Source organism: Desulfobacula toluolica Tol2 (assembly GCF_000307105.1).
In the GTDB taxonomy this organism is placed as follows: Bacteria; Desulfobacterota; Desulfobacteria; order Desulfobacterales; family Desulfobacteraceae; genus Desulfobacula; species Desulfobacula toluolica.
This window is the reverse complement of the sequence record NC_018645.1, coordinates 1,761,803-1,780,815: the sequence shown is the minus strand read 5'-3', so window position 1 is coordinate 1,780,815 and position 19,013 is coordinate 1,761,803. Positions and strand designations below refer to the sequence as shown.

The 19,013-nt window shown below is 42.5% G+C and carries 18 protein-coding genes and 1 pseudogene; 4 read left to right on the top strand and 15 right to left on the bottom strand.

Annotated features, from left to right (window positions below):
- Window positions 1–103: 103 nt before the first annotated feature.
- Together TOL2_RS08135 and TOL2_RS23545 are read right to left on the bottom strand one after the other, a co-directional pair.
- The gene (locus tag TOL2_RS08135) at window positions 104–1,276 is read right to left on the bottom strand and encodes a pyridoxal phosphate-dependent aminotransferase (protein WP_014957017.1); all 1,173 of its coding nucleotides are present in this window, start codon (window positions 1,274–1,276) and stop codon (window positions 104–106) included.
- Window positions 1,277–1,583: 307 nt separating this feature from the next.
- Complete coding sequence (locus TOL2_RS23545; protein ID WP_051012326.1) at window positions 1,584–2,846, bottom strand: two-component system sensor histidine kinase NtrB; 1,263 nt, start codon at window positions 2,844–2,846, stop codon at window positions 1,584–1,586.
- Between the two features lie 953 nt (window positions 2,847–3,799).
- On the opposite strand from TOL2_RS23545, the gene TOL2_RS08120 reads away from it, so the two are divergent.
- Both TOL2_RS08120 and TOL2_RS08115 read left to right on the top strand, forming a co-directional pair.
- The gene (locus tag TOL2_RS08120; protein ID WP_014957015.1) at window positions 3,800–5,449 is read left to right on the top strand and encodes an ABC transporter substrate-binding protein; all 1,650 of its coding nucleotides are present in this window, start codon (window positions 3,800–3,802) and stop codon (window positions 5,447–5,449) included.
- Entirely contained in the window at window positions 5,442–7,340 is a 1,899-nt protein-coding gene (locus TOL2_RS08115; protein ID WP_232508102.1) for a sensor histidine kinase, read from the top strand. Before TOL2_RS08120 ends, TOL2_RS08115 begins: the two co-directional genes overlap by 8 nt.
- Here TOL2_RS08115 and TOL2_RS08110 read toward each other — a convergent pair.
- The 3 genes from TOL2_RS08110 to TOL2_RS08100 all read right to left on the bottom strand — a co-directional run bounded on the left by TOL2_RS08110 (window position 7,337) and on the right by TOL2_RS08100 (window position 10,809).
- Window positions 7,337–8,722, bottom strand: a complete 1,386-nt coding sequence (locus TOL2_RS08110) for a sigma-54-dependent transcriptional regulator (protein ID WP_014957013.1) — start codon at window positions 8,720–8,722, stop codon at window positions 7,337–7,339. The two genes, TOL2_RS08115 and TOL2_RS08110, sit on opposite strands and share 4 nt — an antisense overlap.
- A 30-nt stretch (window positions 8,723–8,752) precedes the next feature.
- Window positions 8,753–9,019, bottom strand: a complete 267-nt coding sequence (locus TOL2_RS08105) for a hypothetical protein (protein ID WP_014957012.1) — start codon at window positions 9,017–9,019, stop codon at window positions 8,753–8,755.
- A gap of 743 nt (window positions 9,020–9,762) precedes the next feature.
- Window positions 9,763–10,809, bottom strand: a complete 1,047-nt coding sequence (locus TOL2_RS08100) for an IS110 family RNA-guided transposase (RefSeq protein ID WP_014957011.1) — start codon at window positions 10,807–10,809, stop codon at window positions 9,763–9,765.
- A gap of 455 nt (window positions 10,810–11,264) precedes the next feature.
- Between TOL2_RS08100 and TOL2_RS08095 the strand changes: the two genes are divergently transcribed.
- Window positions 11,265–11,465 (top strand): cold-shock protein, encoded by a 201-nt coding sequence (locus TOL2_RS08095; protein WP_014957010.1) that lies wholly within the window; start codon window positions 11,265–11,267, stop codon window positions 11,463–11,465.
- A 639-nt stretch (window positions 11,466–12,104) separates the two neighbouring features.
- On the opposite strand, the pseudogene TOL2_RS08090 reads toward TOL2_RS08095, so the two are convergent.
- Window positions 12,105–12,446: pseudogene (locus tag TOL2_RS08090) on the bottom strand (transposase); the annotation flags it as partial.
- 120 nt (window positions 12,447–12,566) lie between these two features.
- Here TOL2_RS08090 and TOL2_RS24815 point away from each other — a divergent pair.
- On the top strand, window positions 12,567–12,908 hold the full coding sequence (locus TOL2_RS24815; RefSeq protein ID WP_158406074.1) for a hypothetical protein: 342 nt from the start codon (window positions 12,567–12,569) through the stop codon (window positions 12,906–12,908).
- 178 nt (window positions 12,909–13,086) lie between these two features.
- Here TOL2_RS24815 and TOL2_RS08075 read toward each other — a convergent pair whose 3' ends face one another.
- From TOL2_RS08075 to TOL2_RS08045, 9 genes are all read right to left on the bottom strand, one after another.
- On the bottom strand, window positions 13,087–13,320 hold the full coding sequence (locus tag TOL2_RS08075) for a hypothetical protein (protein ID WP_041279361.1): 234 nt from the start codon (window positions 13,318–13,320) through the stop codon (window positions 13,087–13,089).
- On the bottom strand, window positions 13,320–14,069 hold the full coding sequence (istB, locus tag TOL2_RS08070; protein WP_014956934.1) for an IS21-like element helper ATPase IstB: 750 nt from the start codon (window positions 14,067–14,069) through the stop codon (window positions 13,320–13,322). The genes TOL2_RS08075 and istB overlap by 1 nt, the downstream gene beginning before the upstream one ends.
- A complete protein-coding gene (istA, locus tag TOL2_RS08065) occupies window positions 14,066–15,505 on the bottom strand; it encodes an IS21 family transposase (RefSeq protein ID WP_083863884.1) in 1,440 nt (479 codons plus the stop codon). Before istA ends, istB begins: the two co-directional genes overlap by 4 nt.
- A gap of 141 nt (window positions 15,506–15,646) precedes the next feature.
- Complete coding sequence (locus tag TOL2_RS08060) at window positions 15,647–16,357, bottom strand: IS110 family transposase (RefSeq protein ID WP_014957007.1); 711 nt, start codon at window positions 16,355–16,357, stop codon at window positions 15,647–15,649.
- Between the two features lie 238 nt (window positions 16,358–16,595).
- Window positions 16,596–16,817 carry an aminotransferase class III-fold pyridoxal phosphate-dependent enzyme gene (locus TOL2_RS25960; protein ID WP_014957006.1) on the bottom strand — a complete coding sequence of 74 codons (222 nt, stop codon included), beginning with the start codon at window positions 16,815–16,817 and terminating at the stop codon, window positions 16,596–16,598.
- 146 nt (window positions 16,818–16,963) lie between these two features.
- Entirely contained in the window at window positions 16,964–17,086 is a 123-nt protein-coding gene (locus TOL2_RS25765) for a hypothetical protein (protein ID WP_269764195.1), read from the bottom strand.
- Between the two features lie 52 nt (window positions 17,087–17,138).
- Window positions 17,139–17,783 (bottom strand): pirin family protein, encoded by a 645-nt coding sequence (locus tag TOL2_RS25880; protein ID WP_332370622.1) that lies wholly within the window; start codon window positions 17,781–17,783, stop codon window positions 17,139–17,141.
- Window positions 17,784–17,786: 3 nt separating this feature from the next.
- Window positions 17,787–17,984 carry a cupin domain-containing protein gene (locus TOL2_RS25875; RefSeq protein ID WP_014957004.1) on the bottom strand — a complete coding sequence of 66 codons (198 nt, stop codon included), beginning with the start codon at window positions 17,982–17,984 and terminating at the stop codon, window positions 17,787–17,789.
- 415 nt (window positions 17,985–18,399) lie between these two features.
- The gene (locus TOL2_RS08045) at window positions 18,400–18,987 is read right to left on the bottom strand and encodes a hypothetical protein (RefSeq protein WP_014957003.1); all 588 of its coding nucleotides are present in this window, start codon (window positions 18,985–18,987) and stop codon (window positions 18,400–18,402) included.
- Window positions 18,988–19,013 lie beyond the last annotated feature (26 nt).

Sequence of the window (19,013 nt, the reverse complement as noted above, 5' to 3'; positions counted from 1 at the left end):
AGCAGGACTGATAGGATGTGAATGGCATTTAAATAATGGCTGACCCTGCCGCCTTTGTTATACCGGAGACAGGGTCATAAAATTTTCATTTTACCATAATATTCTATTTTACACTGTCAAAGGCTTTTTTGAATCCATCAAAAGATCCGGTAATGGTTTTGTCCGGAACTGCATACGAAAGCCTGAAATGGCCTGGGCCGCCAAACGCTGTTCCCGGGACTGCAAGAATATTATTTTCCTGTAATATGCCCGCAAACTTAATATCGTCCTCAATGGGACTTTTGGGAAACAGGTAAAAAGCACCCTCTGGCACATCAAATTCATACCCGGCAGCTTGAAGTCCTTCACAGAACATATCACGACGTCTTTTATAAATACCGATATCCACAGAAACGCCCTGAAGTTGTCCCACGACCTGCTGAAAAAGGGCAGGTGCATTCACATACATCATGGTATTTGCCACTCCTGCCGCTCCTGCAATCATTGCTGCGTCCTCGGCTTTAGGATGAATGGCAAGATACCCGATTCGCTCTCCAGCCAGAGAGAGTTCCTTGGAATAAGAAGTCAGAACAATGGTATGAGGATAAACATCAAAAACAGACGGCACATCAACACCATAAGAAATCTTTCTATACGGCTCATCTGAAATCAGATAAATCCGTTTTCCAAACTTTTCGCTGGCAGCGTCTAACACCTTTCCCAACCCCAAAAGTTCTGCTTTGTTATATACGATACCGGTTGGATTGTTTGGAGAATTTATCAACATAACCCTTGTCTTTTCAGTAATGGCAGCCTGAATCGCATCCAAATCCAGATGAAAATCAGATTGAGAGGCAACGGTTTTTAAATTTGCACCGACCACAAAGGCATACTGATTATACCCTACGAAATAAGGTGCCGGCACCAGGATATCCTCACCCGGATTCATCAGGGCCCGCAACACATCATTCAAGGCACCTGCCGCACCCGCCGTCATGACAACCAGATCAGATGTCAGCCCCACATCATATTCTTTATTCAGGTAATCGGCAACGGCCTGGCGAACATGAGGATAGCCCGGATTTGGCATATATCCATGAGATATTGCCTCGTTGTTAATCAAATTTAGCAGGGTTTCTTTAACAACTGCGGGTGGGGGAACATCGGGATTCCCAAGAGAGAAGTCAAACACATTATCTGCACCGTATTTTTCTCTCATCCTTATCCCTTCTTCAAACATTTTCCGGATCATAGATGCTGATTCAACCATTTTAACCATTTTATCTGCAATAGGCATTTGATTTTCCTCCGAAATTAAAATTAAAAGCTATACCATACATCAATTTTTTTAAGATGCAAACACTCCTTTAAAAAAGGTATTACTTTTTTCAAAGCCGCTCTTTCATTTCAAAAACATATTGCGACCTTAGATAGTCTTTCCCGCCCTTTCCTGCGGGACATCCATCTTGCATGTTTTTGCCTCCTGCCGGAACCTTCAGGCCTTGGCCATAGCGACACATATTCAAAAAACTCCATTTGATTTTTTCTTTAATTTGACGGTCATCTGTAATGAGAATAAGGGAAAATACAATCGCTGAGTCAGACTAAAAAAAAGAGTGAATCTGGCACAGGGGAATATAGACCTTAAAAAGACTTCCTTTTCCAGGCTCACTGGAAAAATCAATACCCCCCCCATATTTTTTTACGATACTGGAAATAACGGAAAGCCCTAAGCCAGTGCCATTTTTCTTGGTTGTAAAACAAGGGTCAAATATCTTATCTTTAATGGCACTGTCTATACCATACCCGGTATCAGCAACACTTAAGCATGCATACATACCTGGATTCAAGATCAATTTTCCTGAAAAATTCCTGGCAACTTCAATTTCTTTGAGTGTGACATCAAGAATCCCGCCATCCTTTCCCATGGCATGACAGGCATTGGTAATCAGATTCATGACAATCTGATAAACATGAATGGGATCTGCTAAAATTTTTCCACAATCATTATCAATGGACTGAATCACCTTAATTTCAGTTGACATGCTCGAGCGGCTCAATTTTAATATTTCCCGAACAATGGGCTGAATTTTTACAGGACTGGCCTCAAGGGATGAGGTATGAGTAAAACTGAGAATCTGTTTCACAAGACTGCATGCCCTTTTTGCACCATTAAGAATATTCTCAAGGGTTTTCAGGCGTTTCCTGTCATTGGCCGTATCATCTATGAGCAACTCAAGACTACCGATTATGGGGTGAAGAATATTGTTAAAATCGTGAACAATACCACTGGAAAGATTACCAATGGCTTCCATTTTCTGTGCTTGCAGAAGCTGATGTTGCAATTTTGATTTTTCCAGTTCAACATGTTTCAAATCGTTTATATCCGTAAGCATCAACCCCAAAGGACTGCCGCAGGAACAAAATTCCTCATCCATCATAAAATTTACCCGAACCCAGACAAGGGATTGTTTTTTTTTCAGCCGAATATCAAAAGGTTTAAAAACAGTACCAAAAAGGCTTTCTTTGTCTATCTTAATTTTTTTTTTATCTTCCTTGTAAATATAATCAATAAAATTTGTATTGATCAAATGGCGTTTTTCAACACTCAGCATTTCAACTGCAGCCTGATTGGCAATTTTAACAACTCCTTTTTCATTAAGTGCCACATAGGCTAAAGGAAGAGAATCATACAAAATGGATTGGCCATCTCTGAGAAAATCAAAATAATCCGGCATTACATGAACACTTTCATATAAATCAGAACCATGAATAGGATCATCATATATTATTCTTTCAGACGCTTTCCCAAATATTTTTTTATTCTTTTTTTCTGAAGTAAAATTTTCCAATAGCTTTATGTCCATTATATTATTCTTAAAAATAAGTCCGCCTGTCTGACATTTTCAATTAAAAATCTGCCCGGAGGAGATGTAAACCTTTGGACTAATCGCCCTGTTTTTTTCTTTATGCACGACCTTTTACAAGCCCGTCTTTTCAAAACACCTGCATTGAAGGCAATGATTGTGCCAGATCACAGCAAGACACAAAAACCTATTAACAATCTTAATTTATTAGCAAAAACATACATACGAAAACCAGTCCGCCACCCGGTGGATTTAAAAGGAATGCACATATTTCAGGGCTTGTTTGTGAGATTAAGGGATAAAAACAGCATAAGTATTTTAAATTTATATATAAAAAGCACTGCCTGTAAAAAAAGACAATTTGCACACTAATATGTGCAAATTGTCTCAAAGCATATACCCACAAGGCTAAAAACAATACCCAAAACAACAGGAATTCTATTTTTTTATTTTTACCTTTTCGTCTGCACAGAGCCATGTGCATTTTCCAGGAATTATTTTTCATACTCAGAATAAAAAACAGAACAATAATCCTTTTATTTCAAATAGTTATAAAATTATTTTCCAAGAAAAAAATGAATGGTCCCTGCCTTGCTCTTAATTAAGTTCAACATGATGAACGTTGCACAAAACAATTAACCAACAAAAGGAGATCTAAAATGAAAGAATTAATGGTAAAAGTATTTGTAATTGGTGTTTTGCTTGCTGGATATGCAATGCCTGTTCTTGCTTCTGGTGGCGGCGGTCCCGGCTAATATTTAAAGGAAAGACATCCATTCTTCAAAAAAGCACGGTAAAATTCCAACCGTGCTTTTTTTGTTTCTTATCAATAAGCTTTGGCTTAGAAAAAACCTTGGGTTTCATTTTTGTACTGAGCTTGAAATACTTGCATTCCCCCTCCCCATATGGTAATTTTTTTCTCCTTTAAACCATTGTTAATTAGGAAGAAAAAAATGAATATGTCAGGCCTGTTTTCAATCTTTTGTGTCCCCTTTTTTTTCTTGAACCTAATTTTTCTGCCGGGCTGCACCAACCAAGACAAAAAAGAACAGACACAAAGAGCCTTATCATCATCAGTACCCATCCAGGGTGGTATTTATCGGGCTTCTTTGCGAAGCAACCCGCCCACTCTTGATCCTGCACTTGTTCAAGACAACTATGGAGAAACGATTGTCCACCAGATTTTTGACGGTCTTGTCCGGTATGATTCCTATCTGTCGGTTTTACCGGCCCTGGCTGAAACCTGGCAAGTCAAAGAAGACGGCAAGGTGTACCAGTTTAAACTGAAAAAAAACGCCCGGTTTCACAACCTTGATCCTGTTACCTCCCAAGATGTCATTTTTTCTTTTAAAAGGCTTTTACGGGCGGAACACCCTTCTGCAGTGCTGCCCCATCTGCTTAAAATTGTCGGTGCAAAAGAATACAGAGCAGGAACCCTGGAAAATATTCCGGGATTAAAAATAGAAAATGAACAAATTTTCACTGTACACCTTCAAGAATCCCATGTGCCTTTTTTAACTGCCCTGGGCATGTACCAGGCATCAATTGTTTCACAAAAAGAGGTAATCCTGCTCAAAGAAGACTTTGGAAAAAATCCCGTGGGAAGCGGCCCCTTCAGCTTTATATCCTGGGAAGAAGGCAAATCAATTCAACTTAAGCGATTTGAAGAGTATTATGCCGAACCTGCTTTTCTGGATGAAATTCACTATAAAATTTATCCAGGAGGACAGGACCCCATTATATTCGCTGATTTTCAAAACAACAATCTTGAAGAGATGGAAGTCTACGGGGACGTTAAAAAAAAACTGTCAGAAAATAAAGAGCTTCAATGGTTTCACAGGCCTTCCCTGAGCCTCTTTTTTTACGGCATGAACCTGAAACATCCAAATCTTGCAAACCCAGACCTTCGAAAAGCTCTTTCCATAGCTGTTGACCGCAAGGCATTGGTCAATCAAGTCTACAAAGGCCAGTTTGACATCGCAACAAATATTTTACCCTTGGGCATGCCTGGGCGTACTCCTTTGAGCCAGATGGAGGACAACAACCCTGACCTTGCCCTGCAGTGTTTGAACCAGGCATTTAGCACAACCTTAGATAAGCAGCCTGAACTGGAGATCGTTTCCGCTATACAAACCCCCAGGGTAGAACAGGAGATAACAATCATAAAAAACGCTTGGAGCAAACTGGGTATTAAAATCAGGGCAAAATACATCACTGACTGGGAAGAATTCGAAACCTATTTAAATTCAGATGCTGTTCAGATTTACCGGTATGTCTGGTTTGCCGACATGCCCGATCCTGACAGTTTTTTATATTCTCTTTTTGCCTCTGAATCACCCACCAATTTCATGAACTTAGAGGATGAAAATATAGACCGGATGCTGTTGGCTGCCAGGGCAATCGTGGACCCTGTTGAACGGGCCGGCATGTACCAGAAAACCGAAGCTGCCATCATGGAGTCTGCTCCCCTGATCCCACTTTTTTACATGAGTGTGGACCGGGTATACCAGTCCTATGTCAAATCCGTGAACGTAAGTGCCCTGGGAGCCCATAACCTGCAACTCAACAAAATATGGCTGGACCAACCCCATCAAAATGACTGAATACCATCAACAAAAAGAACTATACCCTGCAAAACAAAACCATGGCGCACCCAGCAGGAAAAAGCAAACCTTAAAAAAAAACCGCTTTGTTTCCCTGCGCTACAGGTTTATTCTTATCACCTCAATTATGCTTCTGGTGTTGCTGGGGACTCTTGCCGCAGTCCTGGCAGTACTCCAGACTAGAACCATTCGGGGCAGAATTGAAAAACAGGGTCTGGCCATTGCAAAAAACCTTGCCGCAATATCAATTGACCACCTGGTTACATATAATTATGTTGCCTTGGAAAAACTTGCAAACCAGGCCGTCAATAATCCTGAAATCATTTATGTAATTGTCCATGACAAAGAAGGAAAAGTGGCTGGTTACAGCCGGCGACCCGATCTGCAGAACCGTTATATGACAGATGATATCAGCAGGAATGCCATTGCGGCGACAGTCCCCCTGATAAATGTCAGGGTTCCTGAATCCGGCACCACCCCGGTCATGGATGTGGCTGTGCCGGTTTATATTTCCAATGCCCAGGACCGGTGGGGAACCATACGTGTCTGCCTGTCTCTTGATCTGATGTATCAGCAGATCCGTCAAACCCTGTGGAGTATTCTCATTGTGGGGTCTGTGGCCCTTGCCATTGGTATTTTGATATCCAACTGGGCAGCCCAGCGAGTCACCAGACCCCTGGGAACCCTTGTAAATGCAACTGTTGAAGCGGCTCAAGGCAATTTAGATCAAAAGTTTTCCATCCGTACCCGAGATGAAGTTGAGATTCTGGCCGATAATTTTTCCGTTATGATACAGGAAATCCTGGCCCATAAACGGCAGTTGGAAAACCAGATCAAAGAAATAAAACAATTGCAGCAATATGCGGAAAAAATATTGGCCACAATGACAGACGGGCTTTTGGCTGTTGATATGAAGGGAATTGTCACAGCCGTCAATCCGGCTGCCCATGCTATTTTGAGTATTCCCCTTGACCATGCTGCAAAAGACCGCCATGTTTTAAAACTTTTTGATAAAAACAACCCGTTTGCAGCCTATATTCAAAACTCCCTTGAAAATCCTTCCGCCAGAAACCAGCGGGAAATCCACCTGCAAAACGGCAAAGATACCAGGATAATCCTGGCAGGTGCCGGGATTCTCAAGTCGGATAAAAAAATGCCCCGGCAGATCATATTCAACATTAACGACATTACTGATCTTAAACAGCTTGAGGCTGAAATCCGCCAGAACCAGCGGCTTGCAGACTTAGGAACCCTGGCGGCCGGTATGGCCCACGAAATAAGAAACCCCTTATCCGCCATAAAAACCTATGTGGCACTGCTGCCAAAAAAGATCGAAAAACCAGGATTTTTAGAAAAATTCCAGAGAACCGTTCCCAGGGAAATCAACCGGTTAAACACCCTCACTGAAGAACTTTTGGAACTGTCAAGGCCCCCTAAATACAATTTTAATCAGACAGATATTAGCCAATTGCTCAGGCAATGCATTGAATTGCTGGAAGCGGATTTTACAGATAGGGGCATCGACTGCCAAAGCGACTTTGCACATGACCTGCCTCAAATCATGGCAGATGCAGACCAGCTTGAAAAAGTATTTATTAATCTCATGCAAAATGGTGCCCAAGCCATGCAGGATGGCGGGATAATGATAATTCATGCATCCTGTAAAGACAACCTGTTGGCAATAGATTTCAAAGATACAGGACATGGATTTTCTTCCGAACTTGCGGAAAATATTTTTAATCCGTTTTTTACCACCAAGGCCAAGGGAACCGGACTGGGACTGGCCATCACCCATAAGGTGATCTCGGAACACGGAGGTCAGATAAAGGCAAAAAGCCAACAAGGAAAGGGCTGCTGTTTTTCAATCAGCCTGCCCAGGGGAAACCATTAGAGATCATCCTGGTTTCGTGTAAGATTTAAGGATTTCATTTTCTGAATAAGGGTATTTCTGTGAATACCCAGAAGACTTGCAGCCAGGGTCTGGTTCCATCTGCAGTTCTTAAGTGCCCTGAGAATATAAAGGCGTTCAAAGGACTGCCGGGCCTGGACAAGCCCCTTGTTTTCCCTGACCCCTTTTTCCGCACCTTGTGTGGGGTCTCCATGCAACAAAAGGTCAAAAGGAAGATCTTTTTCATCGATAAATTGATTTTCAGACCCCAGCACTACCATCCGTTCTACAAGATTTTCCAGTTCACGGATATTGCCGGGCCATGGATAGGCCTCCAGAACAATAATTGCATCCGGGGTAAAGCCTTTGACACTTTTATTCATCCGGCGGTTGAATCTGTCCAGAAAAAAATCCGCCAGAAGCGGTACATCCCCTTTGCGGCTGCGAAGAGGCGGCAGCAATACCGGAACCACATTTAGCCTGAAATACAGATCATCCCTGAACGTACCTTCCTTAACCATCTCATCCAGACTGGTATTGGTGGCGGCAACAATTCGAACATCCACTTTAATTGTACGATGGTTGCCAACCCGTGCAAATTCCCTTTCCTGAATAAATCTCAACAACTTTGCCTGGAATTCGGATTTAAGGCTGGAGATTTCATCCAGAAAAATCGTACCTTGATGAGCAAACTCAAACTTACCAATAGTCTGTTTATGGGCACCTGTGAAAGCGCCTTTTTCATGACCGAACAACTCGGCTTCCATGAGTTCTGCCGGTATGGCAGCACAATTAATGGCAACAAAAGGTTTGTCATGACGAGGACTTGCATTATGAACCGCCTTTGCAATCAATTCTTTTCCGGTTCCACTCTCTCCTGTGATCAGGACACTGCTTGACGTATCAGCGACTTTTGACACCAGATCAAGTACCGCAGTCATTTTTTTTGATTTGCTGACGATGGTGTCTCTCCATGAACCTGATGCAGCCTGGGCCCTGTGAAAACTGATTTCTTTTATAAGACTTCTATTTTGCAGAACCTTTTTGAGCCTGTTCAATATGATTTCATGATCAAATGGTTTTGTAATATAATCATAGGCACCGAGTTTGATGGAATCCGTGGCTTCCTGGGCACGGTCCACGGCGGAAATCATGATAATATCCAGCATCTTGTCATGGACCTTGAGACGTCTTAGGGTTTCAATCCCGTCTATTTCCGGCATGATAATATCCAAAAAAACAAGGTCAAACACCTGTTTTTTAACCATCTCAACGGCTTTAAGCCCGTTGTCCACACAGACAACAGCATAATCATCCTCAAGAATCTCTCTTAAGGCATCTCTTATGGCTTCATCATCATCCACCACCAGAATCCGCGCCTGCATCAAAACCCCTTTTCCATGATCCTGAATTTCTTATTTCAAACCAAGATTATCAAAAAAATATCTATGTTTCATCCGGTATAATTTTTTATCCTCCTTAACCAGATAAAAAAACTTTTTATTTTTATCATCACAACACTCAAAAAGACCGGTATAGTCTTTTTTGTCCGTGACATCACAAATCCGGGAAACATCATCATTGAATTTTTTGCATACTGTAAACCAGTCTTCCACTTTTGCATTTTTTTTAAAGGTTATTTTTTTTGAAGCCTTTTCAAATTCCACCTGAATAGATTTCATAGTTTTTCCTCCCAACATATATGAAATTTGAATAACTGCCACGGGCATATTTGATATTTCATTTAAGATTTGCCCACAACAAAGATTGAAAGTCTCTGTGTGATTTTTTAAAACTTTCATATAAAAAAATAAAACTGCCTGGAACAATCCTAACAAAAGACAATAGAGGAAGTAAAATAAAAAAAATAATGCGGTCAATAATATTAATTTAAGAGCCTTCCATGAGAAGGCTTATGTCAAGAGGAAATTCGTTCACGAATTATCCTTTTCCCAATCCAACAAGTCTCGGACCATCACGCTTCCATTCGCACTCTTTTATGGGACTGCCATTTGTCCCGGTGCATGTTAATATCCGGTGGCAGGAGCTGCTATCTGTTTAACGCAACCATTTAATGTCAGCGGCAACCGACTGTTGCAAGGCTCTTATCGCAGTCTCCTGGATGAGACGTTGGAAACTTGTATCATGCTGCACCATCCTGTTGATATTTTGTATTGCAGTGATATTATCTTACTGCCGGCTCGGAGGATAGGGCAACGCTGGGAAGCGACCCGAGCGCCGCAGCCGGTGACGAGAGCATGGGGGCAGGTACACCGCAACTGTACCTGTTCCTCCCTCATGCTTTTGTCCCTAGCGCGATAAATCCCGGGGGGGGATAGGGGGCGGCTGGCCCCCTTAAAATCGGGTCATCTTCCTTAAAAATCTTCAACTCATAAATCCTGTTTTATATTGATGAGGTTCATCTTCAGGCAACTTTTTTGTCTCTGCAATAAAATGGCTGGTATGTGTCTTCGCTCACCCATAGTCGATGCAGTAGCACTGCCAATTTCCGGGCGACAGCGACAACGGCTCGTTTCTTGGCATTTTTACCTCCTCTTGCAGCGATAGCCAGGCCGTGGAGGCGCAGGGAATTTTCTGGGCCAAATGGCCCCATAATATAATGGGCACATCCCACCAGCAACTGGCGCAGATAAGTATTCCCTGCTTTAGTAATGGGAAGTTGCTTGTCCATTTCACCCGATTGGTCCCTCCTGGGTGTTAACCCTAAGAAAGGACCGACTTGACGACTTTTGGAAAAACGGGCAGGATCTTCAATGTAAAGGATATATGACAATGCAGTTATGGGACCAACTCCAGGAACCTGCCTCAAAAACCTGGTTTCAGGGTACTTTTCTATGCTGAGTTGTTCAATTTTGCTCTCAAGCTCTTTTATCTGGCAATTCAACTCCGTGATAACTTCAAACAAAGGCGCTATAGCAGGCCAAAGCTCTTTTGGGATATCGGAACTACATTTATTGGCAAAGCTTGCTGCACTGCATTTGGGCAGACGCTCCCCATTGGCTTTGACGATTCCCCTTACGTGGTTGATCAGCTGTGTGCGGCTCTTAACCAGCATATCACGGGATTTGATTGTTGTCAGATCAACTTGGGCCTGGCTGCTGCGATGGTGTATTGGTTGCAGAAGTCTTGGTTCCAATCGGCAAACCATACCAAGCATCCGTGCGTCCCGGGCATCTGATTTATCAATACTGTCCCAGATATACCTTAATTTACGAGGGTTCCCGACGTACACGGTCTGCTCCATTTCAGTCAACAACCGGCTGATCCATGGAGAGTGAGTGCCTGCCTCTATAGCCACTGTGGCGGATTTGTACTGTTTGAAGAACGTGCGTATACCGGTTTTAGTATTAATCACCTTGGCAATCTCTAATTCAGTGCCATCACTGTCAAATACAACCGCTATGTGAAACTTGTCTCCCAAATCCATTCCTATTGTGATATTGTTATTCATGGCTGGTCCCCTCCTTTTTTTGCAGCCCCTTGGGTGACTGCGTTACTAATTGAGCGTGATTATATCATAGCTCGTTGGAGGGACCAGCCTTCTCATATTATCTGTTTAAAAGTTATTGTCTAAATGGTTAAACAGACTAATTTCAGCAAACCCATATCTGTATCAAGCAGAATCCTACCTGTTCAGTGGGGTTTACGGCACAATGTGGTATTTTTAAAACAGGCTCTAACAAAGACAAAACTTGAGATAAACATAAAAAATATTGACTGAAATTAAAAGCCAATTTAATGCTTGACTTTTACAAATGTTCCTATATTATATTTTGACTTGCGCTGCTGTATGTAAAGCGCAAAGGTTTCATCAGAAAGGTGTATATTCCTCCCACTATGGAAGTGGCATTACCCCCAAAGTTAGAAACTGGAATTTTTTATTTTTTATTACAGGAGATTGCCAATATGGCTACTGGTATCGTAAAATGGTTTAACGACTCAAAAGGTTTTGGATTTATCGAACAGGAAAATGGAAAAGATGTATTCGTACATCATAGCGGCATCAATGCAACAGGATTTAAATCCCTGAATGAAGGGGATCGTGTTTCATTTGATGTTGAAGAAGGACAAAAAGGCCCTGCTGCAACAAATGTAACCGTTCTATAGTTAACCGTTTTATTTGCTCGAACAAAGTCATTTTGGTGACTTGAAAAGATAAAAACCCTTGACAGTATCCTGTTAAGGGTTTTTTTTTGCTTTTACGCCTCTGTCTAAGAGGCTTCCATGAGAAGGCTTATGTCAAGAGGAAATTCGTTCACGAATTATCCTTTTCCCAATCCAACAAGTCTCGGACCATCACGCTTCCATTCGCACTCTTTTATGGGACTGCCATTTGTCCCGGTGCATGTTAATATCCGGTGGCAGGAGCTGCTATCTGTTTAACGCAACCATTTAATGTCAGCGGCAACCGACTGTTGCAAGGCTCTTATCGCAGTCTCCTGGATGAGACGTTGGAAACTTGTATCATGCTGCACCATCCTGTTGATATTTTGTATTGCAGTGATATTATCTTACTGCCGGCTCGGAGGATAGGGCAACGCTGGGAAGCGACCCGAGCGCCGCAGCCGGTGACGAGAGCATGGGGGCAGGTACACCGCAACTGTACCTGTTCCTCCCTCATGCTTTTGTCCCTAGCGCGATAAATCCCGGGGGGGGATAGGGGGCGGCTGGCCCCCTTAAAATCGGGTCATCTTCCTTAAAAATCTTCAACTCATAAATCCTGTTTTATATTGATGAGGTTCATCTTCAGGCAACTTTTTTGTCTCTGCAATAAAATGGCTGGTATGTGTCTTCGCTCACCCATAGTCGATGCAGTAGCACTGCCAATTTCCGGGCGACAGCGACAACGGCTCGTTTCTTGGCATTTTTACCTCCTCTTGCAGCGATAGCCAGGCCGTGGAGGCGCAGGGAATTTTCTGGGCCAAATGGCCCCATAATATAATGGGCACATCCCACCAGCAACTGGCGCAGATAAGTATTCCCTGCTTTAGTAATGGGAAGTTGCTTGTCCATTTCACCCGATTGGTCCCTCCTGGGTGTTAACCCTAAGAAAGGACCGACTTGACGACTTTTGGAAAAACGGGCAGGATCTGATCAACGACAAATATTTTTTTCCTTCAACGACAATTAAAATTCCCGTTTCTCATTCCTTTATAACCTGCTGATTTTATATTTTTTTTCATTATTGACTTGATATTTTTTGTAACATTGATAATATCCCTCACGCCGGTCTGGAGGATAGGGCAACTGCTGGGAAGCAACCCGAGCGCCGTGACTGGTGACGAAGACATGGGGGGCAGTATGCTGTCCAATGTATTCTGCCCTTCCCCCCATGTTTTTGTCCTTCATGCGTTAAATCCCCGCGCCTTAGCGCGGAACAAATACCCCGTAGGGCCGCCGGAGGCATATTGTTTTTCTTCATTTTTCTGCTTGATACTTGAAACCCGCTTTAATCAATATATCCTCCAAAATTATCCCAACCTCACCTCTTTTTTTGAGCTCATCAAGCATCCACCGCTGGATGCGGGCATTCACATGAACACGCTTTAGATGTGACGGCAATTTCGGTTTTGGTTTTCCTCTATATCCTCCACGCATACCATCTCCTTTTTAAATAAAAAAACCCGAAAGCCTTGCCATTCAAAGATTATAGATAACCGTACAACGCTTTACAAAAAAAATATGTGATTTTCGCATAAAAAAATGGCCGTTTATTATTCATCTGTTTTTAAACAGGATTATTATAAAAACCGGTTCTGCCATGTGTTAGGCCATGTCGTGATAATATACGCCCAATAGTTCTCACAGAAGGTATTGGCTGGATATTCTCATTCTCCATTTCCTCCCTTATAACCCTGGCGCCACAGTGCAGGCCTCTATTGTATAAATGCAGCCGTATCATTTTGACAATTTCTACGAGTTCTTCCCTGGTATATGCTGTTTCCATATCGTGTTCGAACATTATCTTGCCTCCTTTTTGGCCTGCTCCATGCGATAGCTCTCAACATTCAATTCAAAGATAATGCTGTGATGAACAAGCCTGTCGATAGCCGCAGCCGTCGTCATCGGATCTTTAAAAATCTGTTCCCACTTGGAAAAGGGAAGATTGCTGGTGATCATCAGACTGCCTTGCTCATACCGGTCTGCCAGGAAGGTGAACAGCACCTCCATCTCTTCCCGGCTTTGCTGGACATATCCGATATCATCGATAATCACGGCATCAAACCTGGAGAGGCTTTTGAGCTTTTTTGTCAACTCAAGCTCCCTTTTGGCGATCAGCAGCTCCTGAACAAGCTGGCTGCATGAGATGAAAAGGACCTGCTTTCCTTTTGCAATCAATTCATGGCCAATGGCACACAACAGATGGGTTTTCCCGCTTCCCGGATTCCCAAAGGCCAAAATATTTTCAGATCGGCTTAAAAAAGAGCCGTCGATCAGTACATTCAAATGATTAGCGACCTTTATGGGAAGGCGTTTTTTATCAAAATTTTCAAAGGTCTTTGACGGTGGCAGCTTGGATGCCCTCAGGTTCCGTGCTATCCGGTTTTGCCACCGCACTTCACATTCAAGATTCAGCAGCTGTAAAAGATACTGTTCATACCCCCATGACTCCGCCCGGGCCTGATCTGCCATTTCTTCATAGCTGCGGCGCATGGTCGGCATGTGGAGACTCTTGAGATGGTTCATGATCTGGTCATGATCACTCATCATGCTGCCACCTCCTTGAGAAGTTTGTCATAAAGGGTTAAATCAACTGCCGGAATATGGATATCATCTGGTCCGGCAACAGGGGCATTGGATTCCATAAGGCGCTGAACCGCATCTTTGCTGATTTCATGGCTTTCGTTTATTAAAACCGTCAGAGCACTGTCTACAGCCACTTCACTGTCTTTTGCGGCAAGGTATAGAATCTTCAAATATCTTGAGGCAGCGCTTTGAACAGTATAGCGTTCTTTTAAATAGTCATAGGCAATCCGGAAACGGCTGGTGGGAAACATGGCATCACGATAGCGGTAGTTTTCAAACGCCCTCGGCTTTTTGACCAGGCTGTCAATGATATGCCGGTAATTGATTTTGTGCTTCCCCTCACCCCGTAACCGTGGCAAGGTGTCGATCTTTTTCTGTCCGTACCAGATTTCCAGACATTCCATGTAAAGACGAACCTGTATTTTTTCTCCTATGAGCCTGCTGTTCACTGAGTAGACATTGTGATTGACTCGTATGGTACTGCTGGGACCGACTTTTAAATCCAGTTTTTTACATGAGTCGATCCGGCGTTTGGGGAGCCGATGCAGGAGTTCCACTTCTTCTGCAAGGCGGCCTTTTCGGCCGGCATTCAGTTGCCCAAACAACCTGGACAGAAAACTCTCATACTCTTCCCGGTCTTTAAAATCCCGGTGACCTCTCAATAACAGGGCTTGTTCAACGGCTTTTTTGAACCGGTAATTGCGCTGCTCCACATCACCATTTTCATTGGGGCTGGACGGGTTCGTTTTAGAAGGAGTCAGACCGTAATGGTCGACAAGATCCTGATATCTGCGGGTGAACTCTTCCGGGTGGGTCTCCTTGTTGACAGCGGCAGCCAAGCGATCTGTGCGGTGATGATACGGTACACCGCCCAATTCCCATAAAGCATTTTGCAGGCCCTGGCTCAGGCTTTCAAAACTCTCGGAGAAACATATGGTACCGGTTTCCCAGTTGGAATAGGTTAAAACAAAATGATAAATCATGTGATCAAAAGGAACGCCGGATATGGTGATGCCCAGCTCATCCATATGGGTGAAGTCAGACTGGCATAATTCGCCCGGCTTATGAATTTGAGCGAAGAAAATTTCTTTACCCGGTCCTTCTGTTGCCCTCCAATGTTTTATCCTCCGTTGCAAGGTCCTCAACTGCCCATCGGCAAATCGGCTTGGCTGGTTTCTTTGAAGATCCTCAAAAATGGTTTTGGCTTCCAACCCCGGATTTATTGATAACATTCCTTTGATACCATCCCATACGTCTTCAAACGGGTCCTTACGTGTTCTCCAGTTATGCTCCTGTTTAAGTTCGCTTGGCAATTTGCCCATTTTACGGTACTTTCGAGCCGTTTTTTCATCCATACCTGCTTTCATTGCTGCTATCCCGAAATTTTTTTCAGTTTGAATCAACTTGAATAACCTCCTCACTTGCTGGTCCGTTACCATCCAAATCTCTCCTTTCATAAGATTTGGCGGCTTTTACCATTTTTTTGATTTATATTTCAGGAATTTTAATTGTCGTTCGGCGGGTATTATATATGACGCTGATCAAGGATCTTCAATGTAAAGGATATATGACAATGCAGTTATGGGACCAACTCCAGGAACCTGCCTCAAAAACCTGGTTTCAGGGTACTTTTCTATGCTGAGTTGTTCAATTTTGCTCTCAAGCTCTTTTATCTGGCAATTCAACTCCGTGATAACTTCAAACAAAGGCGCTATAGCAGGCCAAAGCTCTTTTGGGATATCGGAACTACATTTATTGGCAAAGCTTGCTGCACTGCATTTGGGCAGACGCTCCCCATTGGCTTTGACGATTCCCCTTACGTGGTTGATCAGCTGTGTGCGGCTCTTAACCAGCATATCACGGGATTTGATTGTTGTCAGATCAACTTGGGCCTGGCTGCTGCGATGGTGTATTGGTTGCAGAAGTCTTGGTTCCAATCGGCAAACCATACCAAGCATCCGTGCGTCCCGGGCATCTGATTTATCAATACTGTCCCAGATATACCTTAATTTACGAGGGTTCCCGACGTACACGGTCTGCTCCATTTCAGTCAACAACCGGCTGATCCATGGAGAGTGAGTGCCTGCCTCTATAGCCACTGTGGCGGATTTGTACTGTTTGAAGAACGTGCGTATACCGGTTTTAGTATTAATCACCTTGGCAATCTCTAATTCAGTGCCATCACTGTCAAATACAACCGCTATGTGAAACTTGTCTCCCAAATCCATTCCTATTGTGATATTGTTATTCATGGCTGGTCCCCTCCTTTTTTTGCAGCCCCTTGGGTGACTGCGTTACTAATTGAGCGTGATTATATCATAGCTCGTTGGAGGGACCAGCCTTCTCATATTATCTGTTTAAAAATTAATTTCATCAAAATTCTACCTGCCCAAAGGGGTTTCCGGCATAATGTGGTATTTTTAAAACAGGTTCTCATGTACTAAATTATTATCTTAACCAATAACCTTATGAATCACATTAAGCGCATGGTCAATATCTTCTTTTTTTTACCACCAGTGGCTGCGCAAACCGGATAATATTGTCATGTGTCTCTTTGCACAAAACACCATTGTATTTCAAACTTTCACAATAGTTTCTTGCGTTTATCTTGTCAGAAATCAATTCAAATCCAGTCATCAGCCCCCTGCCCCGAACTTCTTTTATCAAAGAATTTTTCAGCGTTTTTAATCCACTTAAAAAATAATCTCCCATGACAGCGGAATTCATTATTTGAACAGAACATTGAAAAAAGTTCGTAAAATCATCGGATGAATTTGATTTGAATTGGTAAGTTCAGGTAAGTTCATCAGCACCTTGATTTATCGTGAATACATGTCCATGGATTATCGTGATCGCTCTCAATTGAGCCGGTTCAGTGACTGCTTAAGTTCGGCCAGTGCCCCTTCCCGGGTTCTCTGTGCGGACTTACTGGTATGAAATTTTGAAAAAATTTTGATTTTGCTCTCTGGACCATTTGTCATGACGTTCGTCCTTATATTTATTTTACTGTTAACCTTTCAGGCCGAATCATCATTATTTTTTAATAAATGTGCCGTCCCGGTATTCTTGAAAGGCAACCGCCAGTTCCTCCTGGGTATTCATGACAATAGGGCCTCTCCATGCGACAGGTTCTTTGAGCGGATTACCTGTTAACACCAGAAATCTGAGGTTTTCATCGGCAGCTGTAATTGATAAATATTCCCCTTTTTCAAAAAGAACCAAATTGCCGTTTTCTATAAATTTGTTATCTGTAGTTCCACTGCCGCCGATCACATAAATAAAGGCGGTATAAGTCGGATCAACTTCATGTATAAAGGTTTCCCCTGCCGGAACGGCACAATCCAGAAATTCAGGATCAATTACAATGTCATCCATTGGGCCTTGTACACCGGCGATATTTCCTGCAATTACTTTGATTTTAATATTGTTTTGCGTACTTATTTCAGGAACCTGGTCTGCTGTAATATCACGGTATTTTGGTGAAATCATTTTTTGTGATGCGGGCAGGTTGGCCCAAAGTTGAAATCCATACATAGCCCCTTTTTTATCGCCTTTCGGCATTTCCTGGTGGATAATCCCGCTGCCTGCCGTCATCCACTGTACATCCCCCGAAGAGATGATTCCCTTGTTGCCTAAGCTGTCCCCATGTTCCACATCCCCCTTAAGAACATAGGTTATGGTTTAAATGCCACGGTGGGGGTGCCAGGGGAATCCTTTAAGATAATCTTCAGGCGTATCGGACCGAAAATCATCAAGCATCAGAAAGGGGTCAAACGTTGGCGCTTCATTGTATCCAAACACCCGGCTCAGATGAACCCCTGCCCCCTCTGTAGTTGGTTGACGGGTTAATATCAATTTTACTTTTCTGACATCCTGCATGGTTCCCCTCCATTTACTGTTTAAAGAACTTTGGGCCTCTCTTGCTCTGAGACTGTTATGGTATCCGCCATAAGCAGGTTGCCGAAGATCAGACAGGACGAAAGGGCGGAAACTTTATGTTAAGCGAATTGAGGTTAGTTCTTCATTTTATATTCAATCAGACCCATGCGCAATACATGATTTGGCAGCGGATAAAATTTTCTTGGGATTAGAAAGAGAGGGAGTGGATTACGAAGAGACCGTTCATACTGTAAAAAACACCTTGTAAAGATATTTTTTTCTATTATGTGTCATTATTATTTTTCAGCTTTAATCATTACAACAGTTTAAAAGCCTAAAATTAAGAAAAATAATTACGTTCGAAAAAACCGCAGCCTTTCCCGGTCCAAGTCAAATGAGTTGTTCCGCCCTCTGTTTAAGGTATCCATGTGATAATACCACCATCTGGATTTTGTTGTTTCCATTGCCAAAAAGAATCGATATCACGAATTCCGTTTTCAATAACAGCTTTATATATCTGTATTCCCATCACCTTTTTTCTAATGGGAATATCGTTTTTAATTCTGAGAATTGCTTCACGAGTTTCTTGTGTCAAAACTTTGGAAATACGTTCAGCCACATTCTCAAAATGACCAACATAGGGGGATTCATTTAAAATGTGAATCATATCGATCTGCCAAGAATACCCTTCTTGATCATCATAAAAAGCATGCCACTCGATGCATTTGTCTTCCGCTTCAAGTAGATTTGTGTAGTTAATCGTTTTAATGCGTTTATTCTCTGCAAGTCTGGATATCACTGAAAAACTATCAGCAAGCCTAAATGGGTTTGTATAAATATGAAAATCAATATCCCGATTATTTATCAGTAAGCCTGTTTTTAGTGAACCTACCAAATTGATGGTTGCACCAATTGAAGACCATAATTCAATTATATTTATATCGTCAATGACATCCCAAGCTTTTTTTTGTATTTGTTCTGCAATTTCTAAAATATGGTTCATTAATATTTATCTCATTTTCAATTCAT